Origin of the sequence: Mesorhizobium sp. M0145, from assembly GCF_040322355.1 — a bacterium.
Lineage (GTDB): Bacteria > Pseudomonadota > Alphaproteobacteria > Rhizobiales > Rhizobiaceae > Mesorhizobium.
The window spans coordinates 81705-107911 of record NZ_JAMYTK010000007.1 but is presented as its reverse complement, the minus strand read 5'-3'; the positions used below and the strand labels follow the sequence as shown (position 1 = coordinate 107911).

The window sequence follows — 26207 nt, the reverse complement described above, 5'->3', positions numbered from 1 at the left end:
GGCACATCGCGCACTTGCAGCCCGCTCCGCGCTCTGATTCCCTGCATTCTGGGGCTGTCCTGATTCGCACTGCCCGGTTCAGAGTTTTCGCAGTGCGCCCGGGACAAGCTTCCAGCGACCACTCGGCGTATCCAGGGAGAACGGCAATGAACACCGCGACGAGGCCGGTAATCTCGGAGATGAGGCCCAAGATCACCGTCGTCGGGGTCGGCGGCGGCGGCGGCAACGCCGTCAACAACATGATCGCCGAAGGCCTGCAGGGCGCGGAATTCATCGTCGCCAACACCGATGCCCAGGCCCTTGCCATGTCGAAGGCAACGAGGCTGATCCAGTTGGGCGCTCATATCACCGAAGGTCTCGGCGCCGGGTCCCTGCCCGAGGTCGGCCGTGCTGCGGCCGTGGAATCCATCGACGAGATCATGGATCACCTTGCTGGAACGCACATGTGCTTCGTGACCGCCGGCATGGGAGGCGGAACCGGCACTGGTGCCGCGCCTGTGATAGCGCAGGCAGCGCGGGCAGCCGGAATACTGACCGTTGCCGTCGTCACCAAGCCATTCGTCTTCGAAGGCAGGCGCCGCATGTACGCTGCCGATGAGGGCATCGAGCGCCTGCGCGAAAGCGCCGATACCGTCATCGTCATTCCCAACCAGAACCTGTTCAGGATCGCCGACGCCAGAACCACGTTCGCCGACGCCTTCGCCATGGCCGACCGGGTCCTCTATGCGGGTGTCGGCTGCATCACCGATCTGATCGTCAAGGAAGGCCTGATCAATCTCGACTTCGCCGATGTGAAGTCGGTGATGCGCGACATGGGCCGCGCCATGATGGGAACCGGCGAAGCCGCCGGAGAAGGCCGCGCCAAGAAGGCAGCGGAAGCGGCAATCGCCAACCCGCTGCTCGACGAAGCTTCGATGATGGGCGCCAAGGGCGTCCTTGTCTCGATATCGGGCGGCATGGACATGACGCTGTTCGAGGTCGACGAAGCCGCTACCCGCATCCGCGAGGAGGTCGACAACGATGCCGACATCATCGTCGGCGCCATCTTCGACAAGGCACTCGCCGGAAAATTCAGGGTGTCGGTCGTGGCGACCGGCTTGCGGCGTGGCTTGGAGATTCCACTGCTTGCCGAACCGGAAGTTCGCATGAACTGAACGCGTATCGCTGCAACTCGCTCAGCCGACTGCCAGCCTCGCGTCACCAGGGCCGCGCGCCGTCGATGACTTCCATGGCGCGTGCAGCAAAACGGCCGGCCAGCGGTGCCACATCCGCCGCATCGGCCGCAACCGCGCTGCCGGCCAGCACGCGGTCGGCGATGCCGACGAAGATCACGGCAAAGCGGAACATGGCAAACACCAGATGGAACCGCTGCAGCGGCGCCGTCGGCACGGCGTGGGCGAAGTAATGATCGAGGAATTCGCGCTGTGTCGGAATCCCGAGGGCTGCCTGATCAAGGCCGAGGATGCCGCCATATTCGTCCGATGAGGAATGCCAGGGCATCGAGCAGAAGCCGACATCGGCAAGCGGATGACCAAGCGTCGACAATTCCCAGTCGAGAATGCCGATCACCTCGGGCCGCTCGGGATGGAAGATGAGATTGCCGAGACGGAAATCGCCATGCGCGATCGAGACGCGGCCGTCATCTGGCGGAAGATGTCGCGGCAACCATTCGGCGACGGCTTCGAGCGCGGCAATGCGCTCGCTCGGCGATTCCCGCAACTGTCTGGTCCAGCGCGCGATCTGTCGCTCAAAATAGTTCCCGGGACGGCCATAGTCGCCGAGCCCGACCTCTTCCGGCCGGACTGCGTGCAGCTTTGCCAGCGCCTCGGCCATGCCGAAATAGATGCCGCGCCGCTCGTCCGGCGCCAGTCCCGGCAACGCGCCATCGTGGAACACCCGGCCGTCGAGCCGCTGCATCAGATAGAACGGCGTGCCGAGCGGCTCGTCGCCGTCGTGATAGAGCACCGGCCGCGGCACCGGCACCTTTGTCGATGCTAGCGCCTCGATCACCCGGTACTCGCGATCGACTGCATGAGCGCTGCGCAGGATCGGTCCCGGGGGTTTCTTGCGCAGAACCATGCGGCGGCCGCCATAGTCGACGAAATAGGTCGGGTTGGATTGGCCGCCGACGATCCGCTCAAGCGACATTTGGCCATCGCCAAAATGCGCTCTCAGAAAATCCTCCAGGCGTACCGGATCGAAATCCATCCTCATTGCCGGCTCAGCGGTTCCCGCCGCGACCTGTTTCGTCTTGTCTGCCGGCTTCGACATGCCAGCGCCAGAAGCCCGCACCTTCCTTGTTGAGAAAGCGGTTGAGCACCATCTTGTGGACCTCGTCGGCGCCGTCGACCAGGCGAGCCTGGCGGGCGTAGCGGTAGATCCATTCGAGTACAGTGTCTTTCGAATAGCCGCGGGCGCCGTTGATCTGGATCGCCACGTCGGCGGCGTCATGCAGCACGTTGGCGACCTGGATCTTGGCCATGGAGACCTCCTTGCGGGCAAAGCCGCCGCGATCGAGCTCCCAGGCCGCCTTCATCACCAGCAGCCGCCCGATCTCGATGCGCATGGCAAGGTCGCCGAGCATCAGCTGGATACTCTCTCGGTCGGCCAAAAGCTGCCCGAAACCGCTACGCTCGGCGGCATAGGCGCGCGCGATCTCGATGCAGCGCTTGGCAAGCCCGAGCCAACGCATGCAATGGGTGAGCCGCGCCGGACCGAGCCGGACCTGGGTAACCCGGAGGCCGCTGCCTTCGCCGGCAAGCACGTCCTCGACCGGGACTTCCAGGCCGTCGAATTCCAACTCGCAATGGCCGCCATGTTCTTCCGGTCCCATGATCTCGATGCGCCGCACGATCCGCCAGCCCGGCTGGTCCTTGTGGAACAGCAAGGCCGAAAGGCCGTGACGCGGATCGTCCGAAGTGCGCGCAATGAGAATGAAGTGGCTCGCCTCTTGCGCGCCGGTGATGAACCATTTGCGGCCTTTGACGACATATCTGTCGCCACGCCGTTCGGCTCTGGTCATGATCATCGACGGGTCGGAGCCGCCGCCCGGATGCGGTTCCGTCATTGCGAAAGCCGAACGCACCTTGCCCTCGACGATCGGCTTCAGCCATCTTTGCTTCTGCTCCGGCGTTCCCAGTCGCTCCAGCACCATCATGTTGCCATCCTCGGGGGCCGCGGAATTGAACACGACCGGACCGAAGATCGAGCGGTTCATCTCTTCATAGCAGACGGCCATATCCACCTTGGAAAGGCCGGCCCCGCCGGTCTCGGGTTTGAGCTGCAGGCACCACAGGCCGGCTGCTTTCGCCTTGCCCCGCAGCGTTTCGAGCAGCGGCAGCGCGACATTGCCATGGCCGTCGTAGGAAGCCTTATCTGCCTCGAGCGGCAGGATTTCGCGCTCGACGAAATCGGCGATCCGGCTGCGGAAGGCCTCGGTTCGGACGGAAATGTCGAAATTCATGGCGCTCACAAGGATGAAACGAGATGCCGCCATCGGCTCCGATGGTCGCGCCGCTAGTGTAACTGCCGTCATTGAATGCGAGCAACAGCAGTGTGCTGACGGAGCCCTGCGCACGTCAAAGCGCCGGTTCGATATGGATCGATGCCGGCGTGCTGCCGATGGCGGTCGAATTCCAGGATCAAAGAGTACTCAGGTTTCGTATGGCTAACGTCCGCGACAATGCTCAGATCAATTCGAGGACAGCGCAGCCATAGCCGTCCAGCGTCAACACTCCGGAGACAGGTCCTTGGCTATCGAGCAGGTTGCTGCCGAAGGGAACGCCGGTTACCGCAACGGGCGTGTCTTTGACGTTTTGCACGAACAGCAGCCGGCGTTCGTCATTCTCGCGCATCGTGACCTCGACGCCGTCCGGCAGATCCGGAACCAGAGGCTCCACATTCGCATCCACGAAAGTGCGCGTAGCGAGTTGAGCTGTCAGCTCCGGGGTTAGATAAGTGCCGACATAGAGCACACGGCCCTTGCCGACGGCGCGGGAGGTAATTGCAGGCGTTCCTGCCGCGTAGCGGTTCGACCAAACCCCTACAATTTCGACTTCCGGTTCGACTGCAAGGTTCTCATAGAAATAACCGGCATCGAACTCGTGGTTTCCGACGGTGAAACGACGGATACGGCGGCTGGATTCGGCCGGTCTGTCGGGAGGAATGACGAGCCCGCCGGAGCGCGACATGGTATTGAACAGGCCATTGGCCCCAGGTGCCGCCAGCCGCCCGAAATCCTCGACGCGAACGCCGGTCAGCTTCGACAGCGACCGGCCCGGCGCTGTGTCGCGGATGACGTGGTTGTTTTCGTCGCGGGTTCCCGTGCGCGCGCCGATGATGACGGTACCGCCATTTTCGGCAAAGACTTGCAGCCGCTCGGTCCAGCTGTCCTTCCAGATCACCCAATGCGGCACGTAGAACACCTTGAGCTTCGACAGATCGTCTTCCGGGTGGATGAAGCCGCAGGCGATGCCGCGGTCATAGCAATACTGATGCAGCAAGGTTGCATCATCCTGCGGACTTGGCAGGCCGATGGGGAAGGTCTTGTGGGCTTCCTGATTGTCGAAGTCCGAGCCGGCGATGCCGACATCCATCCGCACATGGGTGCCTAGGATCTTGTCTTTAAGCGCCGTCATCTCGGTGGCGAACTGCCTGGCTTCGTCATAGCGGCGGCGAGCGACATCATCGTGATCGATGATGCCCATCCAGTATATCTCGGCGCCGAAATGTGCGGGACGCCAGCGGAAGAACATGATCCCATCGGCGCCACGCGCAACCGACGACATCGCCATGCGTCGCATTTCGCCCGGCTCCGGCGTCAGCGTGCAGAAGCCCGGCTGGGCGCCAAAACCCGACTGTTGTTCCGGCACTATGTAGTTGCCGGAAAATCCCCGGCAGATGTCGAGATGCAGCGCCTGGATCTTGGCGTGATTGCCGAGGCGAAAGAACTCGTCATAGAGGAACGGATAGATGTCGTAGCCGACGAAGTCGAGATCGGTGGAGAATTGGCCGCGAAAGTCGATGTCACGCAATCCGCCGAGATTGTGGAAGATGAACCAACTGGCATTCGCTTTTCTCAGGATCTCGACCTGGTCGTGCTGGAACCGTGCTGTCGAAAAGCCGAGAAAACGGTGGTAGTCCTGGAGGTGACCGGGACCGGGAAAGGACGGGGAAAAATCCAGCGGGAAGACAATTTCGCTGAAATCGCCGTAAGCCGTCGCCCAGAAATCGCCACCCCAGGCGAAGTTCAGCCTGTCTATCGTCTTGTAGGTTTCCTGGAGATAAGCCTGGAATTCCTTCAATGCCGACGGCGAATAGGATTCCGGCATGCTGGTGTTGAGTTCGTTGTCGGTCTGCCAGCCTATGACATTTGCATTGTCGCGGTAGTGGTCCGCCATCGCGTTGGTGATCTTGCGGCTATAGTCGCGAAACACCGGGCTGCTGGTGTCGGCATACTGGCGCGAGCCGTGGCCCATCGACCGGCCATTTCCATCAAGCCGCAGGATTTCCGGATGCTTTGCGGTCAGCCAGCGCGGCGGAGTGGCGGTCGGCGTGCACAAGATCGTGTTGACGCCGTGACGCGCCAGCCCCTCGATTGCCCGGTCGAACAGGCTGAAATCGAAGATGCCTTCACGCGGTTCGAAAATGTGCCAGGCGAATTCGCCGAGGCGGGCGACGTTGAAGCCGGCCTCGGCCATGCGCCTGGCGTCATTGTCCCAGTAACTCTCGTCCACATGCTCGGGGTAATGCGGCGCGCCGACCAGAAAGCGGTCGGTCTGGATCGTGCGCCAGACCGACAGGGCGCGGCCGTTTGAAGTCTTGTTCACGAAGGATACTCCTGCAGGTCAGTCGGTGATGGTGGATTTGCGGGCACTGATTGTCCGCTCATCGACAGAGGAAAAGAGATAGACGTCACGCGGCTCGACCTTGAAGCCGACGGTCGCATCGGCGGCGACGGCACTCGCATGGCCGATCTGGACGGTGACGTTGCCGCTGCCGCTTTCGGAACTGACGCATTGCAGCGGGCCGGCGTCGGCATAGAGGATGGTCTCGCGGCCGAGATGCTCGACCAGCCGTACCCGTCCGGCAAAACTCGCCGTCCCTTCCGCGGCCAAGCTGATGCTCTCCGGCCGAATCCCCATCGTCACCCTATCGCCGACCTGTACGGATGCCGCTTCCGTCAGTTCGACAGTCAAAGGAGAAAGGCCGGCGGTCGACAGCGTGGCGGCGCCGCCGGAGACAGCGGCGACGGTCACTTCGAAAAAATTCATTCGGGGTGCGCCGAGGAAGCCCGCGACGAAGAGATTGGCCGGATTGCGGTAGAGTTCGAGCGGAGCGCCCACCTGCTCGACCGAGCCGCGATTGAGCACGACGATACGGCTCGCCATTGTCATCGCCTCGGTCTGGTCGTGCGTGACATAGACCATGGTGGCGCCGAGCCTGGCGTGCAGATCGGAAAGCTCGACGCGCATCTGCGTGCGCAGCGCTGCGTCAAGGTTGGATAGCGGTTCGTCGAACAGGAACACGTCGGGCGAGCGGGTTATGGCACGGCCGATCGCCACACGCTGACGCTGGCCGCCGGAAAGCTGTTTCGGCCGCTTGTCGAGCTGGTCGGTAATGCGAAGGATCTTGGCGGCTCGCAGCACGGCGGCATCGATCTCGGCCTTGGGGCGATGCGCCATGCGCAGGCCGAAACCCATGTTCTCGGCGACCGTCATATGCGGGTAAAGCGCATAGGACTGGAAGACCATGGCAATGCCGCGCTCACCCGGCTCGGTGGTGGTGACATCACGGCCGTTGATGAGAATTTCACCGGTCGAGACGGTTTCAAGCCCGGCGATGATCTTCAACAGCGTTGACTTGCCACAGCCGGACGGCCCGACGGTGACAATGAACTCGCCCTGTTCGACGCTGAGATCGATGCCGCGCAGCGCGTGGTAGCTGCCATAATTCTTTTGTATCTGCCGGAGTTCAAGACTGGTCATGGAGCCCTGCTTGCGAAATGAGTTTCGGATCGGGGCGACGCCTTGAAGCCATGGTCGCTCATCCCTTGACCGCTCCCATGGTGAGGCCGGTGATGAAGTGCTTCTGCATTAGGAAGAACATGGCAACCGGCGGCAAAGCCACAACGATGGTTCCGGCCGAGATCAAGTTCCAGGCCGAAACCCATTCGCCGCGCAGGTTGGCCAGGCCGGCGGTTACCGGTTTGACGGTATCGCTGATGGTGAGCACGACCGCCCAGAAATAATCGTTCCAGATGAAGGTGAAGAGCAGGATCGCCAGCGCCGCAAGAGCCGGCCGCACCAGCGGCACCACGACATGTACCAATGTCTGAAACGGTGTCGCGCCCTCGGCCCTGGCGGCCTGAAACAGTTCTCCCGGCAACGCGGCGATGAAGTTGCGCATGAACAGTGTCGCAAACCCGGTCTGGAAGGCGATGTGGAAGATGATCAGGGCGGCCATCGTGTCGTAGAGGTTGAGCCGCACCATGAGATCGCGCACCGGGATCATCATGATCTGGTGCGGCAGGAAGTTTCCGCCGACGAACAGGGCGAAGACGAGCATGTTGCCGCGAAAACGGTAACGGGCGAGCACGAACCCGGCGAGCGTGCTCAAGATGAGAACGCCGATCACCGAGGGGATGGTGATCGTCAGGCTGTTGAGGAAGTAGCGGGCCATCGGCGTCTGGGTGAAGACCGCCGTGTAGTTGTCGACCAGGCCGAATTGGGTCGGCCAGCCCCACAGATTGCCGCCCATGACATCCTGCGTAGAGCGGAACGAGGTAAGGATGATGGCAAAGAGCGGCGCCAGCCAGACAATCAGGATGCCGACCACCAGCACGACATAGAGGCCACGCTGCCAAATAGCAATCTCGGGAATCGGGCGGGGAAACATCAGCCGCCTCTTTCATCGGCGCGGATCATCCGCGTCAGGTACCAGGCGATGAAGACCGCCATGATCACGAACAGCACCGAGGCAATGGCCGCGCCATAGCCGAAGCGGTAGGAAAATATGGACTGCTCGAACATCTGATAGGCAAGCACCTCGGACGAACCGAAGGGGCCGCCGCTGGTCATCACCGAGACCATGTCGAAGGAACGCAGTGCGCCGACGACAGTGACGGCGATGGCGATAAAGGTGACCTGCGTCAGCTGCGGCAACACGATGTGGCGCAGCATGTTCCAGCCCCTGGCGCCGTCGACCCGCCCGGCGCCGATCAGGTCCTCGCTGAGATTGTTGAGGCCGGCGAGATAGAGCACCATGCAGAAGGCGATCTGCGGCCACAACGCTGCGATCACGACGGCGAAGGTGACGAAATTTTCATCCGACAGCACTGCCGGGGCGGTCGCGCCGAAGGTGCGGAAGATCAGGGCGAGAAGTCCGAATTCCGGCGTATAGACCCAGGTGAAGACCACGCCGACGGCAACCGAAGCCAGCACCAGCGGAATGAAGAACAGCGATTTGAGCAGGCGCATGCCGCGGATTTTCTGGTTGACGAGCAGCGCGATGGCGAGGCCGAGCGGCGGCGCCAGCATGAACATCACCAACCAGATCAGATTGTTCTTCAGCGAAACATAGAACTGCGGGTCGGCGAACAGTTCGCGGTAGTTGCCGAGGCCGATCCAGACCATCGGGCTGAAGCCGTCCCATTCGTGCAGGCTGATCCATAGGCTCTCGACCGCAGATGCCAGAATGACGACGGAAAACAGCACAGCGGCGGGCAGAATCAGAAGTGTCGGTGTCAGCCACCAGCGATGGCGGCGCCAAAGCTTCGTCATTTTGGGAGACCTCATTCACGGAAAGCATCGGGGAGCAGAGCACGAACCCCGCTCCCCTCCGCTGGGAGGCGCTAGATCTTGAAGATCCGGCGACGGGTTCCCTCGAGACGCTGAAGAATGGCGTCCCGGCGCTCCGGCTTGGCCATGAATTCCTGGAAGCCGACCAGGCCGGCCTGGGCCATGTCGGGATCGGTATCGCGGTCGTAATATTGCGATGTGCCGGCCACCGTCTTCAGGCTTTCCACGGCTGCGTTGACCAGCGGATCCTTGCTGGCCGGAAGGTCGTTGCGCGGCGGAACGTTGCCGCCAGGTTCCAGATAAGGGCCGAAATTTTCCGGCTGGTAGAAGAAGGCGAGGAACTCGCGGGCACCCGCCTTGTTCTTGGCGTTGGCCGGGATGTGGACCGAATTGACCGAGAATTCTTCGTAGCGGTCGAGGGCGCCGTCAATCTTCGGGAAAGGAGCGAATGTCAGCTGCTCGAGATCCTGCTCAGGGAAAGTAGCCTTCACGAAGGCACCGAGGTTCATCATGCCGGCCTTCTTCTGGGCGAGGAAGGCGCCGGCCTCCTGCCAGCCGAACGACGTCTGATCCGGTGTGAAGAAACCCTGCTTGATCAGCTCTTCCCAGTGGTCGAAAACAGGCGTCAGCGCCGGGTCGGTGTAAGCCATCTTGCCGTTCATCAAGGCAAAGTGCTTGTCGAGACCGTTGATCCGCAGGTTCATCTGGTCGAACCATCCGGCCGCCGGCCAGAGTTCCTTGGTGCCGATGCTGACGGGAATAAGGCCGGCAGCCTTGGACTTCTGGCCGTAAGCCAGGAATTCGTCCCAGGTCGCCGGCACCGTCAGTCCGTGCTCGGCAAAGACGTCCTTGCGATAGAACATGCCCCACATCGTGCCGCCAGTCGGCAGGCCATACTGCTTGCCGTCGACAGTGACGGCACCGGTCATGGCACCCAGCACGTCCTTGTACTTTTCCTTCTCGAACAGATCCGAAATGTCGTCGAACAGGCCGCGGGTGACGAAGGCGCGCATGCGGTTTCCGGAGAACCAGAAGCAGACATCCGGCGCCCCGGCGACAAGGTAGTTGCGGATCGCGGTCTTGTGGGCCTCGTGATCCATATTGTTGATCACAACCTTGGTGCCGGACTGCTTCTCGAAGTCGGCCGCAATGCGCCGCAAGATCCGCAGGGCATCGGCATTGTTTTCGTCTGAAATGATGGTGACTTCGCTCGACTGGCTGAGTGCCGGCATCGGGAAGCCCGCGAGGGCTCCAGCGGAAATGCCCCCAGCTCCCTTCAGGAAATTGCGCCGCGTCGACGGCTTTTCAATCCACTTGAACGTCATTGTTACTCCTCCCGTGTTGTCAATTTCTCTACTGGCACACCGGCCGGCGCGGTTGTTCTTCTCACCGGCACCGCTCACCTCCCGGGCAAGGGAATATGCTTGCCCGCTCCTTCAGAGCGCGGTGATATTGCTAACCGGATTAATTTCGCTGACCCCCGGTTCGGGTGTTGAACAGTCGGGCAAACTTATGCATACGTTTTCTCGAGAGGCAATAATTAATTTACAAAATTAAGAAAGCGGATCCGTGAAGCTCAAGGGTGACCCGAGCACGACTCGGGCGATGAACCGCAGACTGATCCTCAATCTCTTGCGGCAGGAAGGAGCGCGCAGCCGGGCCGACATAGCGTCAGTTACCGGCCTTAGTCCGGCAGCGGTCACCTTCGTCGTGGCCGACCTCATCGAGGATGGCCTGCTGATCGAAGGCAAGACAGTCGTGGGCTCGGCTGGGCGCCGCCCTATCCCGGTGGATATCAACTATGCCAACGGCCTTGCCATAGGTTTCAAGCTGATGGTCGGATCGGTCGAATGCGTGGTCACCGATCTTGCGACCAATCCGCTGGGCTCTCTGCGCGTCAAGCTCTCGGACAGCGATCCCGACCATATCATAGCGACCTTGGCCAAGGCGGTGCCGGAGCTGATTTCGATTGTCGATCGGCCCGCTGCCAAGCTTGCCGGGATCGGCATTTCAATGCCTGGCGTCATAGACAACCAGAAGGCTGTGTGTATCCGCAGCAATCGCTACAACTGGGACAACGTTCCCCTTGGCCCGATGCTGGCCGAACTGGTAGACGTCCCCGTGTGGCTTGAGGACGACACCAATGCCTATGCCATTGCCCAGCAACTCTTCGGCCTCGGACGCCAGCACCGCAATATGGCCGTGCTGGCGATCGGCGTCGGAATCGGCTGCGCGCTCGTCTTCGATGGCAAACTCTATCGCGGCGCGAACGGTGCCGCCGGCAAGTTCGGCCACAGCTCTTATGAGGAGAACGGCCGCCTTTGCGAGTGCGGAAAACGCGGCTGCTTGATGGCCTATTACGCCGAGCCGGCGATCCTGCGCACCTGGCGCGAAGCCACCGGGCACAACGAAACGGATAGCAAAGTCAGCCTTATGGCAGCCTTGGCAGACCGCGAACCGCGAGCCGTCGCCATTCTCGAAGAAGCCGGACATGGCATCGGCCGGCATCTCGCCAATCTTGTCAACATCACCGACCCGGAGGTCATTGTCGTCGGCGGTGAAGCCGTGTCGTTTGGCGATGCGCTGTTTGGCCCAATGCGGCTGACGCTTGGGAAAAATACCTTTCGCGCGGCACCACCAATGCTGCTGGACTGGGAGGACAATTCCTGGGCAAGGGGAGCGGCTGCTCTCGTAACGCAGAAACTCTTTGATTTCGAAACATCTGCCGGCAACGCCGCTCCGCTTTCAAAGCCGGCCCTATGGTCGGCATAGGTGAGTGAAACAGACAGCCCTGCGCCTCAGGCCGCCCGAACGCTGCGCGCTCCACGCGCCCAGGCCGGCAGCCAATCGCCATGCGCAACCAGCAAATCATCGACCAGCGACCATATCTGGTCGAGGTCGAGCTCGGCCGCCGTGTGCGGGTCCATCATCGCCGCGTGATAGATGTGCTCGCGGTTCTCGGTCATCAGCGCTTGGACCGTCAGCTCCTGGACGTTGATATTGGTGCGGATCAGCGCGGTGAGCTGCACCGGCAGGTCGCCAATGAACGTGGGTTGAATGCCGGAGGCGTCGACGAGGCATGGCACCTCGGCCGCGCAATTATACGGCAATGTCGTGATGCAGCCATTGTTGCGGACGTTGCCGTAGATCACCGACGGCTCGCCGGTCCAGACCGAGTTCATGATCGAGGACGCATATTCCTTCGACTGCTCCACTTCGATCTTGTCAGCCGAGCGATAGGCTTCCGCTTGCCCCTTCCAGCGTTCGATCTGCTCGATGCAGCGCTTCGGGTATTCGTCGAGCGGGATACCGAATTTCTCGATCAGATCCTCGCGCCCGTCCTTGATGAAATAGGGCGTGTATTCCGCGAAATGTTCGGAGCTCTCGGTGACGAAGTAACCGAGGCGCTTCAGCATCTCGTAGCGCACCTTGTTCGGGCAGCGCGGATTCCATCCAGGCTTCGGCGCCCGCCCTTCGCTGTAGGCGCGCAGCAGATCCGGATAGAGATTGCGGTAGGAGCCGTCCGGCTGGCGATGCTCGAACTTCAGGTAGAAGGCCATGTGATTGATGCCGGCCGAGCGGTAGCGAATCTCTTCGTAGGGAATGTCGAGATCATGCGCCAGTTCCATCGCCGTGCCTTGCACCGAATGGCAGAGGCCGACCTGGTTGATGTCAGGGTATTTCTCCGCGATCGCCCAGGTGTTGATCGCCATCGGGTTGACATATTGCAGCATGATCGCCTGCGGGCAGACCGCGAGCATGTCCTCGCAGATCTTCCAGAGATGCGGCACGGTTCTCAAGCCTCGCATGATGCCGCCGACACCGAGCGTATCGGCGATGGTCTGGCGCAGCCCGTATTTCTTCGGAACTTCGAAATCAGTTACCGTGCAGGGCTCGTAGCCGCCGATCTGGAAGGCGACGACGACGAAATCGGCGCCCGCCAGCGCCTTGCGCTGGTCCGAATAGGTTTCGGCTTTGGCCTTTACGCCAAGCGTCGAGATCAGCTTGCCGACGACGATTGCGCTTTCCTCGAGCCGTTGCGGATTGATGTCCATCAGCGCGATCGTCGCGCCGGATAAAGCCGGACGCTGCAATATGTCGCCGACGATGTTCCTCATGAACACCGTCGAGCCAGCTCCGATGAAAGCGACCTTGGGATTTCTTGCCACAACAACCTCCGGCATAAGCAATTAGGCTACCTCGAAAGCGGCTTTGACCAGCCGTTCGGTGTAAGCGGTCTTGGGATGGGACAGGACTTCGTCGACCGGCCCCTCTTCGACGATCTTGCCGTGCTGCATGACGATGACGCGGTGGCACAGCGCCCGCACGACCTTGAGGTCGTGCGAGATGAAGATGTAGCTCAGGCCCCGTTCGCGCTGCAGCTTGCGCAGCAATTCGATGATCTGCGCCTGGACCGAGAGATCCAGCGCCGATGTTGGCTCGTCGAGTACGATGAATTCCGGTTCGAGCGCGACGGCGCGGGCAATCGCAATACGCTGGCGCTGGCCGCCGGAAAACTCGTGCGGGAAGCGCGAGAGGATATCGCCGGGCATGCCGGCGCTGATCAGCGCCTCGCGCACGCGCTCGATCCGATCGTTCCTGGTGGCGCCCATGCGGTTGACGACCAGCCCTTCCTCGATGATCTGGCCGATCGTCATGCGCGGGTTGAGCGACGAGAACGGATCCTGGAAGACGACCTGCATGCGCGACCGCAACGGCCGCATCTGCGCGCGCGAACAGCCATGGATCGGCTGGCCATCGAAATAGATCTCGCCGCTGTCCGTGGTGTTGAGCCTGAGCAACGCCTCGCCGAAGGTGGTCTTGCCCGATCCGGATTCGCCAACGAGACCCAGCGTCTCGTGCCGCCGAAGGGTCAGGCTGAGGCTGTCGACGGCGACGAGTTCGCGCAGGTCCGGCCTCATGAACGTGCCATGCCGCAGCATGAAGGAGACGCGCACATTCCTAGCTTCAAGAATAATGTCGGCGCCTTCCGGCAACGGATTTGCCTGGCCGCGCGGCTCGGAGGCAAGCAGGTGACAGGTGTAGGGATGCTGCGGATTGGCGAACAGCTTCTCCGTCACATTGTGCTCGCGCATCTCCCCATGCTGCATGACGTAGACATAGTCGGAGAACTGCCGCACCACGGTCAGGTCGTGCGTGATCAGGATCACCGCCATGCGCAGTTTCTTCTGCAGGTTTCGGATGAGATTGAGGATCTGCGCCTGAACCGTGACGTCGAGCGCCGTCGTCGGCTCATCGGCGATCAGCACATCGGGATCGTTGGCCAGCGCCATGGCGATCATCACACGCTGGCGTTGGCCGCCGGAAAGCTGGTGCGGGTATTGTTTCAGCCGCGCCTGGGGCTCAGGAATCTGTACCTGCTGCAGCAGCTCGAGCGCTCTTGCTTCGGCCTGCCTGCGGCTCATCTTGCGATGCACCCGTATCGCCTCGACGATCTGGCTGCCGATCGTGTAGATCGGGTTAAGCGAACTCATCGGCTCCTGAAAGATCATCGAAATGCGGTCGCCGCGCAGTTTGCGCCGCGCACGCTCGGAAAATTTCAGGATGTTCGCCCCGTTGTATTCGACAGTCGATTTCGGCGACACGACTGCGCGCTTCGACAACAGTCCCATGACGGTGCGCGCCGTCACCGACTTGCCCGATCCCGACTCGCCGACAATGGCGATCGTCTCGCCGCGATAGAGCTGGAAGGAGATGTCCTTGACGGCTTCGATCATGCCGTGTTCGACCTTGAAATCGACGGCGATGTTGCGGGCATCAATGACCGGGTTTTCCGAACGGCCGTCATGGTCGAGCCGGACAGGCGGTGCGAAGGATTTGACGAGCGCGTGTTGCATCATGTCATGCTCAATAAGGATCGACCGCATCGCGCAGTCCATCGCCAAGCGCGTTGAACGCGAAGACGGTGACAAGCACGAAGCCGACCGGCGAAAGGATCCAGGGATAAGTGCCGATGACCGAATAGGTCGCGGTGTCTTGCAGCATCAGGCCCCAGGAGATCAGCGGCGGCTTCACCGCGAAGCCGAGAAAACCGAGGAAGGATTCGAGCAGGACGACGCTGGGGATCGCCAACGTGACCGCAACGATGACGTGGCTCATCACGTTTGGAAAAATATGCTGCATGATGATGCGGCCATCTGTGGCGCCGACCGCCATCGCCGCACGAACGTAGTCGATCCGCGCCAGTGCCAGGGTCTTGCCGCGCACTTCGCGCGACATCTGCGCCCAGCCGAGTGCCGACATGACGACGATCACGAAGGCCAGGAAGACATTCGTCGGCGCCGTCACCGGAACCAGCGAGGTCAGCGCCAGATAAAGCGGCAATTGCGGAAACGCGAGCACCAGTTCGACGAAGCGCTGGACCCAGACGTCGAATGTGCCGCCGAAATAGCCCGACACCATGCCGACCGTCGTGCCGATCACGGTGACGATGAAGACCACGGTCAATGCGATCATCAACGAGATGCGCGAACCATAGATCGCACGAGCCAGCACATCGCGACCGAATTTGTCGGTGCCAAGGAAGTGCACCGGCTGGCCGTCGGTCGAGCCGAAGAAGTGCCGGTTCGCGGGAAGCAGGCCGAGCAGTCTGTACTCCGCTCCCTTGACGAAGAAGCCGAGCAGCCGCGGATGGTCGTAGTCCGGCCCGACGACGGGTTGGAAGGTAACCGGGTCGAGGTCTTCCGAATCCGCCAGGGCATAGACGCGTGGCTGGAAGACGAAGTTGCCGTCCTTGTCATGGAAGCTCATCATCTGCGGCGGGGCGAAGCCGACATCGGTCACCTTGGGATCCATCGGTGCGAAGAAGTCGGCAAACACCGCCAGCAGCACCAGAAACGCGACCAGGATGAGCCCGGCCATGCCGGTCCAGGACCGTTTCAGGCGGCGCCAGACGAGTGCGATGTAACTCTCATTGCCGCGCGGCTTGATCTTGGCCGGTTCCTCGGCAAGTGGCGGCAGCGAGGGCTCGAAAGCAAGCATCTCAGGACCCTGCATATTGGCGCACACGCGGATCGAGCATGACGAGCAGCATGTCGGCGATGATGTTGCCGACGATCAGCGTCGCCGACAGCACCATCATGAATGTCGCCGTGACATAGACGTCGCCGACCGCCATCGAGCCAACGATCGCCGGGCCGACGGTCGGCAGGGCAAAGATGATCGCGGTCTCGATCTCGCCGGTCAGCATATAGGGCAGCACCACGCCCTGATACATGACCAGCGGATGCAGCGCATTGGGCACCGCATGGCGCATCACGACCGCACCGCCGCTAAGGCCCTTGGCGCGAGCGGTTTCGACATATTGCGCGTTCAGCGTGTCGAGCAGATTGCCGCGCATCACCCGCATGTTGTAGGCGAGCCCGCCGAAGGTGGCGATGGCGACAACCGGCCAGACATGCCGGACGAGATCGACGAACTTCGCCCAGGACCACGGCGCCCCGCCAAATTGCGGCGAAAAGAAGCTGCCGATCTCGGAAACGTTGAACTGGAAGACCAGCAGATAGACGATGATCAGCGCCATCAGGAAGCGCGGCACCGTCATGCCGAGGAAGGAAATCGCTGACAGCGTACTGTCGATCCAGCTGTACTGCCTGGTCGCCGCCCATATGCCGAAGGTGATACCGAGGACCGAGGCCAGCAGATGGCACACCAGCGCCAGGAGCAGCGTGCGCGGCAGGCGCTCGCCCACCACATCGGCCACCGGCTTATTGTAATAGAGGCTGTAGCCGAAATCGCCGCGGGTGATGATGCCGCCGATCCAGTTGAGATACTGGACGGGCAGCGGCTTATCGAGACCATGTTCTATCCGATAGGCCTTGGCCTGCGCGTCGGCCTCGGCGAATGAGGCCCCGCCCTGATTGATCAACTGCGAGCGGATGTAGTCGGCATAGTCGCCCGGCGGCGCCTGGATGATGGCGAAGGTGACCAGGCTCAGAATGGCGAGGACCGGGATCGCCGACGCTATGCGCGTGAGCAGGAATCGCAACATCGGTCGGTCCGCTTCCTTGTCTGGCCGGTCGCTCTCTTTGAGCGTACGGAGGTTTGCTTTGTCCGGCCGCGCCAACTGGCGCGGCCGGAGTTCTCAGTCAGGGGAGGTAAACCTAGTTCATCGGGCCCTTGTCTCCGGGCTTGCCGGGAAGCTCTTCGGGGAATAGCTCGTATTTGGCCTGCTTGTCGGCAGCGACAAAGACCCGCTCGCGGACGATCGAATCCTCGGCCCAGTTGAACATGAAGATCGGCGTGCCCTGCGGGATGTTGGAGAAGCGTTTGTTGATGATCAGCGCGCCGGGATATTCCGTCAGGCCGACATTGTAGACGTGCTCGGTCGAGATCTTCTGGAACTCTCTCATCAGGCTGGCGCGCTCGTCATTGTCCGCGGACGAGACAAATTTGTTGACGATGTCGACGAGGTCCTTCTCGAAAGGCATCATATCGACCTCGCCGTTTTCCGGCGCACGATGGTCCCAGCTGGTTCGTGGACCGACCGGGGCCAGTTGATCGGTATTCTGGACGACGGAAGTCAGCTCCTGATCGTTGCGCCGGACCAGCCAGTCGAAGCGGCCGGAGTATTGCGAGGCATCGCGCTGGGTGCCGTTGAGTCCGTTGAGCACGATCCGCAGCCCTAGCTTTTCCATCTGGGCGACGACACCTTCGGCAAGGCTCTTGTCGGTGGTGTAGTCGTTGTTGACGAGCATCACGATCTCGACATTCTTGCCGCCGGCGGTACCGGCAGGAAAATTGACGAAGCCGTCGCCGTCCGTGTCCTTCAGGCCTGCCTTGGCGAGTTCCGCCTTGGCGCCTTCGAGATCGAAGGGGTAGTAGACCGTCGACTTCCGGTCGTAGAAGCTCGTGCCCGAGGATAAGCCGCCCGGATAGACGGCAGTGAACGGACCCTTGACCAGCGAGTCGCCGAGCGCCTTGCGGTTGAGCGCCATGGTGACGCCCTTGCGGAAGTCCTCGTTGCGGTTCAGCTCGCGTATCGCCTGTCCGCGCTCGTCGGGGTTGCCCCAGCCATTGGCTGAGAAATTCATGCGCAGATTATAGCCGATCAGCCGCGCGCCGAACGCAAGCCGTGCCGGTGCGTCCTTTTGCGCCGCGCGCTTCAGCGAGGCGACGAAGTTCTCCGGCTGCTCCAGATTGGAGAAGTCGCCGGCTCCCGCGACGGCCTGAACGTCGCGGTCGGCCCAGGTCGACAATTTGTAGTGCAGTTCATTGAGATACGGCAGTTGGTTGCCCTTCTCGTCGACCTTCCAATAGTACGGATTGCGACGCATGACGATGATGTCGTCGGGGCGGTATGCCACTGGCACCCAGGCGCCCATCACCGGCATGTTCATATATTCCGGCGGGAACGCGTTCTTGAACTGCTCGTAGGTGTTCTTCGAATATTTCGGATGCTGCGGCTTGAGGATATGCGACGGGCCCGGACAGAAGGTGCCGTAAGCCATGGCGTAAAGGTATTGTTTCGGAAAGGCGCCCTTGAACGTCCACTCGACGGTGTAGTCGTCGATTTTCTTCAACGTCGTGCCGACGCCGAAGGTCTCCTGCGTCGCGCCGTTCAGCGGCGACACATTGGGGTCGATCACCTCGTCGTCCCAGTAGAACATCACATCGTCGGCGTTGAACGGAACGCCGTCCGACCATTTCGCGCCCTCGACCAGATGCATCGTCAGCGTGTGGCCGTCCTTGGACCAGTCCCAGCTCCTGGCGAGGTTCGGCAGCGGCTCCGTGTCCTTGGCCTCGACCTGGAACAGCGGCGCGGTGCGCGTCAGGCATTCGGAAAGGCCGATGTCGATACCGCCCCAGCCTTGCGTCTGGCCGGCGCCGTAGTTCCAGCCCTCCGGCCGGCCGCCGATGACATGACGCATCGTATCACCGTAGACACCGACGCCGTCCGGCATATTGCCGGTCTTGAAGACCAGCGGCTCCTTCGGCAGCCGGTCCTTGACCGGCGGCAGCTTGCCTGCCTTGACGTATTTGTCGGTGACCCAATCGGGTTCGTGGTATTCCGGAAGTGCCTTGAACTCCAGGATGGAGTCGCGCGCGACGTATTTGATCTTTCCCTCGGCGGGAAATTGCGCGGGCACCGGCGGCACGGTCGGCTCGGATGCATACGCGTTCAGCGCCGAGGCCGAGACGCTAAGCGCCAGCCCGGCGAGAATGCCAATGTTTCGAAAATTCCTCATCGTCTCTCCTCCCTGTTGTTCAGGAGCGCGTTGACGCCGCTCCATTTCTCCTCGAACGAATGTACAGACGGGTGCGGAAAATCCTCCGAAAGCTCGCCGCGATCCGTCCTGGCGAAATTCAGACGGCCTGCTTGAGAGCCGTTTTTTCCGCACGCAATTCCTCGATCGAACGGACGTCGCGCCTTGCCGCACCGGCCCATTCGCGGGTCTTGACCCTGGATTTCGAAAGCCGCTCCCTCGCGGCCGGCACCGCATCGGCATATTGAGGCAGCCAGCGGGCCTGGGCGACGACCATTTCGTCCACCATCTGCCAAACCTCTTCCGGCGTCGAAACCGCGCCGACCAGCGGATCGTGCAGGACGGCGAGCTTCAGCAGGTCGATATCGCCGGAGATCGCCGCATGAACCGACATGCGCTGGACGTTGATCGAGGAAATGCAAGTGGCGGCGCAGGCCTCCGGCAGCGCGATGCCGGCGGCCATGTTGATGCCGAAGCGGTCGACAAAGCCGGGCGACTCGACGATCGCATCCTGCGGCAGGTTGGTGATGATGCCATTGTTCTTGACATTGAAATGGCCGCGATAAACGCGGTTCGTCTCCAGCGCCTCGAGAATGTGGCTGGCATGCTCGTTGGAGCGCTTGGCGGGGTCTATCGGCCTGGCGGCGGATTCCAGAAATTGCGGGAACTCCGTTTCGAACCAGTTGCGTGTTTCGGTCGAATAACGAAGGTAGCCGCCGGTCTCGCCGTGGATCCAGTCGGACATGTCGATCCAGCGGGTGATTTCGTCCGGCCGCTTGCGATACCAGGGCAGGTATTCGGAAAGATGGCCGTTGCTTTCGGTCGAATAGACGCCGAAGCGCTTCAGGACATCGATGCGCAGCTTTTCCTGCTGCGAATAGACCGGATGCGCCTCGAAGGCGGCAACCAGCTCGTCCTTACCGATCTTGCGGCCGTTGAGACGCAGGTCGATGAACCAGGTCTGGTGATTGATGCCGGAGCAGACGTAGTCGAGCTCGGTGCGCGACTTGGCGCCGAGCACTTCGGCGATCTGGTCGGCGCCATGCTGGACGCCGTGGCAGAGGCCGACGGTATCGACCCTGCCATATTCGATCGCCGCCCAGGTGTTCATAGCCATCGGATTGGCGTAGTTCAGGAATTTCGCCCCAGGCTCGGCGACTTCGAGGATATCCTTGCAGAAATCGAGGATTACCGGAATGTTGCGCTGGCCATAGAGGATGCCGCCGGCGCAGATCGTGTCGCCGACGCACTGGTCGATGCCATACTTCAAGGGAATGCGGATATCGTCCGCATAGGCTTCGAGACCGCCGACGCGAACGCAGCTGATAATGTAGCGGGCGCCCTCGAGGGCAGCACGGCGGTCTGTCGTTGCCGTAACCTTGGTCGGCAGCCTGTTGAATTCGACGACCCTGTCGAGGATCGACTTGATCATCTGGAGGTTGCGCTCGCTGAGATCGGTCAATGCGAATTCGACATCCCTGAATTCAGGAACGCACAAAATGTCGGTGAAGAGCTTCTTGGTGAACCCGACGCTTCCCGCACCGATGATAGCGATCTTGAAACTCATCAGCCTCACCTCGACCTGATCGAATGCTAGGGCAAAGGCGGAGAAAAGAGGCCTGGCCCGCCTGCCACGCTATGCAGGCTGGAATCCGGCACTTCCTCCCATCCGCTCTTTGACCGCGGTTTCTTTTGCTTTTCTCGAGGGATTATGCGCCTTATTCGGCACGCGACCAGAGAAGGATTATGCTTTTAGGGGTAATTTTGTGCTGCGGAACTTGATCGACATCGGGCCGGCGGGCAGGACGGTATCGCTGCCGCGCGGGCGCCAGCGCCTACACACCATGCCGACAAGCACCGGCTATGAAGTGCGCGAGAACGAGGTCTACGACTGGGATGGGCGCAAGCGCGGCCTGACGCCGTTTACCGTGCTCCAGCATACGATCAGCGGCACCGGCCGATTGCGCTACGAGAACCGGAACTACCGCCTGCAAAAGGGCGACACTTTGCTGGTTCTCGTGCCGCACAACCACCGTTACTGGCTGGCCAAGGGCGAACGCTGGGAGTTCTTCTGGATATCGATGAACGGCGAGGAGGCACTGCGCATCCACAAGTCGATCCTTGCCGCCGTCGGTCCGGTGCTGCGGCTGCAGCCCTCGACGATCGATCATCTGGCTGATTGCAGTGTGCGCCTGATCACGGGCGCGGTCTCGCCGGGAGCCGCCTCGGCCGTCGCCTATGAAGCAGCCATGGCGCTCTACGACGATGTCTTCGGCTCGCATGCCGTCACCGACGACAAGAGCGCCATGCAGCCGGTCATCGATCACATCAGGGCCAATCTCGACAGGCCGCTCCGCGTTGCCGATCTCGCTGAGATCAGCGGCCTGAGCCGCGCGCATTTCTCGCGCTGCTTCGCCGAGAGCGAGGGACTTCCGCCCGCCGAATTTGTGCTGCAGCAGCGACTGCAGCGCGCGGCGAAGTTGCTGACGAAGACCGATTTCCTGCCGGTCAAGGAAGTCGCCATCATGTGCGGCTTTGAGGATGCCAATTACTTTTCGAAGGTCTTCCGCCGCCTCTACGGCATCAACCCGACGCAATTCCGCACCAACGGAATGTATGCCAGCCTGGGAACCGCCCGATAGATTGGCACCGCGCGTGGCGTCGGAAGCGGGAACGCTTTTGCTTCCCCTTGGTTTAGGACAAGAGAGCCTGCTCGCCGCTGCGGCAACCCGCTCTTGGCGGAGATCAGGTCACAGTTGTCAGGGGAGTGATCGATGAACAATCCCGATCCGAATAACCCGAATCCACTGCCGGACAATCCCAATCCGGAGCCGGCCCGGCCGCCTGCCCCGCCGGAGACTCCGCCGGGAGAACCTCCAGGCGTACCCCCGCCCTCGCCGGATCCAATTCCGACGCCGGACCAGGAGCCGATCGGAGTTCCTCCCGGCACGCCTTCCGAAATTCCTTCGGAACCGACCTTTCCCGGGCCGACCGCCTGAAGGGCGGTCGGGTGGAGGATGGCAAGGGTGATTTCGGCGAAGCGCTCGAAACGGGTCTTGCCATGGAACGTTTTGCGCTGGCGCTCATTCACCCTTCCATCATGGAAACCCGCGGCGGGTCCTGCAACCAACGGAGGTTAAAATGAAAGTTAGCAACTGCATGACAAAGGACGTCGAGATCGCCAGTCCGCAGCAAACCCTGCGCGATGCGGCAGAAATGATGGGTCGCCTCGACGCCGGCGCAATGCCGGTGGGCGAGAACGATCGGCTTGTCGGCATGGTAACGGATCGCGACATCGCAATCCGCGGCGTCGCCCAAGGCAAGACACCTGACGCCAAGGTACGGGAAGTGATGAGCACCGAGGTCAGGTATTGCTTCGAAGACGAAGACGCGGAGGATGTTCTGCGTAACATGGCTGACCTGAAAGTGCGCCGCTTGCCGGTGCTGAACCGCGACAAGCGCCTGGTCGGCATCGTTTCGCTGGGCGACCTCGCCACCAACAGCGAAACGGCGACAGCAGGTGAAGCGCTGAGCGGCATCTCGCAACCCGGCGGCGAGCACTCGCAAACGATACACTGACGGCGCACCACCGGCCGGCCTTTGCTACGATCGAACCGCCGGCTGGATAGACGCCGGCCTGCCGGCGAAACTGTTCAGAGCGAACTGGACTGCAACCCGACGAGGAGCAAGCCATGATTACGATGAAGGCCGTCCGTATCCACGATTTTGGTGGACCCGAGGTTCTTTCGCTGGACGCGGTTCCGTTGCCTCAGCCGCATGACGACGAGGTCACGCTCAAGGTCTACGCGGCAAGCGTCAATCCCGTCGACTACAAGGTTCGCGAGGGCTCTTCGGGCGCGGATCTGCCCGTCACGCTCGGCCGCGACGTATCCGGCGTGGTGGAACTGTGCGGCACGCGGGCCCATATGCTGAAGAAGGGCGATCCACTATATGCCATGCTCGGCAACGACCGCGGCGGCAACGCCGAATATGTCGTCGTCAAGGCAACGGAGGCGGCAGCGAAACCGCAACGCTTAAGCCACGCCGAAGCCGCCGCCGTGCCACTTGCGGGCCTTACCGCGTGGCAAGGCCTTTTCGATCACGGCGGCCTCAAATCCGGGCAGCGGGTCCTTATCCATGGCGGCGCCGGCGGCGTCGGTCATCTGGCGGTGCAGTTCGCAAAGGCCGCGGGCGCGTTTGTCGCGACGACCGTTTCCGCGCAGGATTTCGATTTCGTCCGCGCGCTTGGCGCCGACCAGGCGGTCGATTACAAGAACCAGCGCTTCGAGGAGCTTGTCGAGGACGTCGACCTCGTTTTCGACCTGGTAGCGGGTGAAACACAGGACCGCTCGTGGGACGTGCTCAAGCCCGGCGGGACGCTCGTCTCAACGCTTTCCGAACCGTCGGCGGAGAAGGCCCGCCTGCATCGGGCTCGCGGCGTTTCCTATTTGACCAAGCCGAACGCGGCGCAGCTTGCCGAGATCAGCCGCCTCATCGACGCCGGGAAGGTCAGGCCATTCGTGCAGGCAATCTATCCTCTTGAGGAAGTCGCCAGGGCCGAGGAACAGCTCGAGAAGCAGCATACGCGCGGCAAGATTGTGCTTCAGGTAGCTGCCTGAGCACTCGCCGAACAACAGGCCGCAGGCCAGTTTGCGGAGTGCTCGGACACAGGCCGTTTTCTGCTGTCCAGAAGCCCGGCGGCCGAGAGTTTGACACAGGACGGCCCGCCGGGCCTGGCCGGCTTAGGCAGGTGCCGGCTGAAGCAGCATGCGCCGGGTTTGCCGGGATGCGCAAATCAAACAAATCAAGGAGATGCAACGGATTGTGAGGCACGTCGCGACGACACCTTCGCACCGCCGCCGTCAGTTAACTGCGAAGCGCAGGACACAGCGTTTGCCGACAGGCGGGCTAGTTCCTACCGGCCGCAAGCCGCAAAAACCGCTTCAAACTGTCGGAAACCGGCGATAGGTTCGAACCATGTCTCAACCCGCCAATCCGATCTCCATTGCCCGTCGCGATCAGATGTTTCCAGTGCTGGCTGAGGCGGACCTGGACCGCATGGGCCGTTTCGGCGAAGCTGTGTCCTATGCTGCAGGCGAACAGATCGTCAAAGCCGGCGAGCTGGCGCCCGGTCTGATCGTGGTCCTGTCCGGCAAGGTGGATATCATCCAGGGCGGCAGCTTCGGCCGGCGCGAAACAATCGTCACGCACGGTGCAGGCAATTTCGTCGGCGAGTTGGCGCAGCTTTCAGCCCGACCCTCACTGGTGGATGTGGAGGCGGTCGAGCCGGTCGAGGCGCTCGTCATCCCCTCGCAAAAGCTGAGGGACCTGATGGTGCAGGAAGCAAACCTCGGCGAGCGCATCATGCGGGCGCTGATCCTGCGCCGTGTCGGCCTGCTCGAGAGCGGCACAGCCGGCCCGATCATTGTCGGACCGGTCGACAGCGGCGACGTTTTGAGGCTGCAAGGTTTTCTGGCTCGCAGCGGTCAGCCGCATCGCGTTCTCGATTCGGCTGCCGATCCCTGCGCCAGGACCCTGATCGAACGCTTCCATGTCGATATCCACCATTTGCCGATCGTGCTCTGTCCGAACGGCAAGCTGCTGCTCAATCCCGGAGAGAACGAGCTTGCCCGCTGCATCGGCCTGGTGAGGCCGATCGACGCCGGCAAGCTGTACGACGTGGCCATTGTCGGCGCCGGACCGGCCGGCCTCGCGGCGGCCGTCTACGCGGCTTCCGAAGGGTTGTCGACGATCGTGCTCGATTGCCGTGCCTTCGGCGGACAGGCGGGTGCCTCCTCGCGCATCGAGAACTACCTCGGTTTTCCGACCGGCATTTCGGGAATGGCGCTGATGGCGCGCGCTTACAACCAGGCGCAGAAATTCGGCGTCGAGATGGTGATACCGGACGAGGCGAAGCTGCTGGGCAGCGCAAGCGACACGTCCGGTGCCCACTACACGCTCGCCGTCGGCGGCGGGGAGACCGTGCGGGCACGGTCGGTGGTGATCGCCAGCGGAGCGCGCTATCGCCGCCTCGACATGGCAAACCTGGCGCAATTCGAGGGAACCTCCGTGCATTACTGGGCTTCGCCGATCGAAGCGCGGCTTTGCGCCGGGCAAGAGGTAGCCCTTGTCGGCGCCGGCAATTCGGCTGGTCAGGCTGCCGTCTACCTGGCGGCGCATGTGAAGAAGGTATGGCTGCTGGCGCGCGGCAGCAGCCTCGATGCGAGCATGTCGCGCTATCTGGTGGAGCGCGTCAGGGCACAGCCGAACATCGAAGTGCTGGCTGAGACGCAGATTGCGGCACTGGAAGGCGACGACGGCAATCTTGGCAAAGTGCGCTGGCGCAACCGCGACACCGAGACAGCACGTCCGATCCGCCACCTCTTCCTGTTCATCGGCGCCGATCCGAACACCGACTGGCTGGCGCAATGCGGCGTGGCGTTGGACGCGAAGGGCTTCGTTCGCACCGGGCCTGACATTGGCCAGGAACGTGGTGCACTGGAGACGAACCGCGGCGGGGTGTTCGCCATCGGCGACGTGCGCTCCGGCTCGATCAAGCGCGTCGCCGCTGCCGTCGGCGAAGGCGCCCAGGTGGTTGCAGCGCTGCATGCATATCTCGCGCGAAACGGCAGTCTCGCCGTGGCGCCACAACTGGTCAGGAGCGTATGATGGCAGACGAATGCAGGCACGCCGGGGACATTCGCGACGTGACACCGAGCGCGCTCGGCTGCGAGGAATGCCTGAAGAGCGGTTCGCAGTGGGTGCATCTGCGGCTCTGCCGCACATGCGGCCATGTCGGCTGCTGCGACGACTCGCCCAACCGTCATGCCACCAAGCATTTTCGGGCAACCGGCCATCCTGTCATCGAAGGCTACGATCCGCCGGAAGGTTGGGGATGGTGCTACATCGACGAAATCTTCCTCGACCTCGGCGACCGCACCACGCCGCAAAACGGTCCGATACCGCGCTTCATTTGAGCTTTTTGCGAGCGGGCCGCTACAGCAATTCCAGGAAAAGTGTGAACGGTTTTCATCCGGAATTGCGTCAAAACAAAAGATGGAGCTGTTCGGCGTTTCCGTGAAACGATGAACCATTCTAAAGCATGTCGCGCAAAAGTGCAGCGGTTTTGCGATAACGACATGTATAAAACAAGAATCTAAAGCGCGTCGCATGAGGCCGATCG

General features: G+C 61.9%; 19 protein-coding genes and 1 pseudogene. 7 read left to right on the top strand and 13 right to left on the bottom strand.

Annotation, left to right across the window (positions count from 1 at the left end):
• Positions 1-146 precede the first annotated feature (146 nt).
• The gene (gene ftsZ, locus NKJ28_RS13515) at positions 147-1154 is read left to right on the top strand and encodes a cell division protein FtsZ (protein WP_023677189.1); all 1008 of its coding nucleotides are present in this window, start codon (positions 147-149) and stop codon (positions 1152-1154) included.
• 43 nt (positions 1155-1197) lie between these two features.
• On the opposite strand, the gene NKJ28_RS13510 is transcribed toward ftsZ, so the two are convergent.
• From NKJ28_RS13510 to NKJ28_RS13480, 7 genes are all read right to left on the bottom strand, one after another.
• A complete protein-coding gene (locus tag NKJ28_RS13510; protein WP_352636086.1) occupies positions 1198-2214 on the bottom strand; it encodes a phosphotransferase family protein in 1017 nt (338 codons plus the stop codon).
• A gap of 7 nt (positions 2215-2221) precedes the next feature.
• Entirely contained in the window at positions 2222-3463 is a 1242-nt protein-coding gene (locus NKJ28_RS13505; RefSeq protein WP_352636084.1) for an acyl-CoA dehydrogenase family protein, read from the bottom strand.
• A gap of 223 nt (positions 3464-3686) precedes the next feature.
• Positions 3687-5828 (bottom strand): beta-galactosidase, encoded by a 2142-nt coding sequence (locus tag NKJ28_RS13500; protein ID WP_352635924.1) that lies wholly within the window; start codon positions 5826-5828, stop codon positions 3687-3689.
• An 18-nt stretch (positions 5829-5846) separates the two neighbouring features.
• Positions 5847-6986, bottom strand: coding sequence for an ABC transporter ATP-binding protein (locus tag NKJ28_RS13495; protein WP_352455369.1), 1140 nt, complete (start codon positions 6984-6986; stop codon positions 5847-5849).
• Positions 6987-7044: 58 nt separating this feature from the next.
• The gene (locus NKJ28_RS13490; RefSeq protein ID WP_352576430.1) at positions 7045-7896 is read right to left on the bottom strand and encodes a carbohydrate ABC transporter permease; all 852 of its coding nucleotides are present in this window, start codon (positions 7894-7896) and stop codon (positions 7045-7047) included.
• Positions 7896-8780, bottom strand: coding sequence for a carbohydrate ABC transporter permease (locus NKJ28_RS13485; RefSeq protein ID WP_023677182.1), 885 nt, complete (start codon positions 8778-8780; stop codon positions 7896-7898). The genes NKJ28_RS13490 and NKJ28_RS13485 overlap by 1 nt, the downstream gene beginning before the upstream one ends.
• Before the next feature lie 71 nt (positions 8781-8851).
• Positions 8852-10123, bottom strand: a complete 1272-nt coding sequence (locus NKJ28_RS13480; RefSeq protein WP_352576428.1) for an ABC transporter substrate-binding protein — start codon at positions 10121-10123, stop codon at positions 8852-8854.
• Positions 10124-10367: 244 nt separating this feature from the next.
• Here NKJ28_RS13480 and NKJ28_RS13475 point away from each other — a divergent pair, with 244 nt between their 5' ends.
• Complete coding sequence (locus tag NKJ28_RS13475) at positions 10368-11570, top strand: ROK family transcriptional regulator (protein WP_352569054.1); 1203 nt, start codon at positions 10368-10370, stop codon at positions 11568-11570.
• A 26-nt stretch (positions 11571-11596) separates the two neighbouring features.
• On the opposite strand, the gene NKJ28_RS13470 is transcribed toward NKJ28_RS13475, so the two are convergent.
• The 6 genes from NKJ28_RS13470 to NKJ28_RS13445 all read right to left on the bottom strand — a co-directional run bounded on the left by NKJ28_RS13470 (position 11597) and on the right by NKJ28_RS13445 (position 20591).
• Positions 11597-12967, bottom strand: coding sequence for an alpha-glucosidase/alpha-galactosidase (locus tag NKJ28_RS13470; RefSeq protein WP_352635921.1), 1371 nt, complete (start codon positions 12965-12967; stop codon positions 11597-11599).
• A gap of 21 nt (positions 12968-12988) precedes the next feature.
• Complete coding sequence (locus NKJ28_RS13465) at positions 12989-14656, bottom strand: ABC transporter ATP-binding protein (RefSeq protein ID WP_352636082.1); 1668 nt, start codon at positions 14654-14656, stop codon at positions 12989-12991.
• 10 nt (positions 14657-14666) lie between these two features.
• Complete coding sequence (locus NKJ28_RS13460; protein ID WP_352467677.1) at positions 14667-15800, bottom strand: ABC transporter permease; 1134 nt, start codon at positions 15798-15800, stop codon at positions 14667-14669.
• A gap of 1 nt (position 15801) precedes the next feature.
• On the bottom strand, positions 15802-16809 hold the full coding sequence (locus tag NKJ28_RS13455; protein WP_031211897.1) for an ABC transporter permease: 1008 nt from the start codon (positions 16807-16809) through the stop codon (positions 15802-15804).
• Between the two features lie 112 nt (positions 16810-16921).
• Positions 16922-19006 carry an ABC transporter substrate-binding protein gene (locus tag NKJ28_RS13450; protein ID WP_352635919.1) on the bottom strand — a complete coding sequence of 695 codons (2085 nt, stop codon included), beginning with the start codon at positions 19004-19006 and terminating at the stop codon, positions 16922-16924.
• A 118-nt stretch (positions 19007-19124) separates the two neighbouring features.
• Positions 19125-20591: an alpha-glucosidase/alpha-galactosidase gene (locus NKJ28_RS13445; protein WP_023677174.1), complete on the bottom strand. Its 1467-nt coding sequence runs from the start codon at positions 20589-20591 to the stop codon at positions 19125-19127.
• A gap of 71 nt (positions 20592-20662) precedes the next feature.
• On the opposite strand from NKJ28_RS13445, the pseudogene NKJ28_RS13440 reads away from it, so the two are divergent.
• The 5 genes and pseudogenes from NKJ28_RS13440 (at position 20663) to NKJ28_RS13420 (ending at position 26001) form a co-directional block, all read left to right on the top strand.
• Positions 20663-21666 (top strand): annotated as a pseudogene (locus tag NKJ28_RS13440) (AraC family ligand binding domain-containing protein).
• A 499-nt stretch (positions 21667-22165) separates the two neighbouring features.
• Positions 22166-22603 (top strand): CBS domain-containing protein, encoded by a 438-nt coding sequence (locus NKJ28_RS13435; protein WP_031211895.1) that lies wholly within the window; start codon positions 22166-22168, stop codon positions 22601-22603.
• Between the two features lie 113 nt (positions 22604-22716).
• A complete protein-coding gene (locus tag NKJ28_RS13430) occupies positions 22717-23643 on the top strand; it encodes an NADP-dependent oxidoreductase (protein WP_352635917.1) in 927 nt (308 codons plus the stop codon).
• A gap of 358 nt (positions 23644-24001) precedes the next feature.
• Entirely contained in the window at positions 24002-25693 is a 1692-nt protein-coding gene (locus tag NKJ28_RS13425) for an FAD-dependent oxidoreductase (protein ID WP_352635915.1), read from the top strand.
• Entirely contained in the window at positions 25690-26001 is a 312-nt protein-coding gene (locus NKJ28_RS13420; protein WP_036238601.1) for a UBP-type zinc finger domain-containing protein, read from the top strand. Before NKJ28_RS13425 ends, NKJ28_RS13420 begins: the two co-directional genes overlap by 4 nt.
• The last annotated feature ends 206 nt before the right edge of the window (positions 26002-26207 follow it).

Coding starts and splice junctions, on each gene's coding strand:
- NKJ28_RS13450 (WP_352635919.1), bottom strand. CDS start 19,006: ATGAGGAATTTTCGAAACATTGGCATTCTCGCCGGGCTGGCGCTTAGC.
- NKJ28_RS13495 (WP_352455369.1), bottom strand. CDS start 6,986: ATGACCAGTCTTGAACTCCGGCAGATACAAAAGAATTATGGCAGCTAC.
- NKJ28_RS13430 (WP_352635917.1), top strand. CDS start 22,717: ATGATTACGATGAAGGCCGTCCGTATCCACGATTTTGGTGGACCCGAG.
- NKJ28_RS13510 (WP_352636086.1), bottom strand. CDS start 2,214: ATGAGGATGGATTTCGATCCGGTACGCCTGGAGGATTTTCTGAGAGCG.
- NKJ28_RS13505 (WP_352636084.1), bottom strand. CDS start 3,463: ATGAATTTCGACATTTCCGTCCGAACCGAGGCCTTCCGCAGCCGGATC.
- NKJ28_RS13435 (WP_031211895.1), top strand. CDS start 22,166: ATGAAAGTTAGCAACTGCATGACAAAGGACGTCGAGATCGCCAGTCCG.
- NKJ28_RS13445 (WP_023677174.1), bottom strand. CDS start 20,591: ATGAGTTTCAAGATCGCTATCATCGGTGCGGGAAGCGTCGGGTTCACC.
- NKJ28_RS13420 (WP_036238601.1), top strand. CDS start 25,690: ATGATGGCAGACGAATGCAGGCACGCCGGGGACATTCGCGACGTGACA.
- NKJ28_RS13480 (WP_352576428.1), bottom strand. CDS start 10,123: ATGACGTTCAAGTGGATTGAAAAGCCGTCGACGCGGCGCAATTTCCTG.
- NKJ28_RS13485 (WP_023677182.1), bottom strand. CDS start 8,780: ATGACGAAGCTTTGGCGCCGCCATCGCTGGTGGCTGACACCGACACTT.
- NKJ28_RS13490 (WP_352576430.1), bottom strand. CDS start 7,896: ATGTTTCCCCGCCCGATTCCCGAGATTGCTATTTGGCAGCGTGGCCTC.
- ftsZ (WP_023677189.1), top strand. CDS start 147: ATGAACACCGCGACGAGGCCGGTAATCTCGGAGATGAGGCCCAAGATC.
- NKJ28_RS13425 (WP_352635915.1), top strand. CDS start 24,002: ATGTCTCAACCCGCCAATCCGATCTCCATTGCCCGTCGCGATCAGATG.
- NKJ28_RS13455 (WP_031211897.1), bottom strand. CDS start 16,809: ATGTTGCGATTCCTGCTCACGCGCATAGCGTCGGCGATCCCGGTCCTC.
- NKJ28_RS13465 (WP_352636082.1), bottom strand. CDS start 14,656: ATGCAACACGCGCTCGTCAAATCCTTCGCACCGCCTGTCCGGCTCGAC.
- NKJ28_RS13460 (WP_352467677.1), bottom strand. CDS start 15,800: ATGCTTGCTTTCGAGCCCTCGCTGCCGCCACTTGCCGAGGAACCGGCC.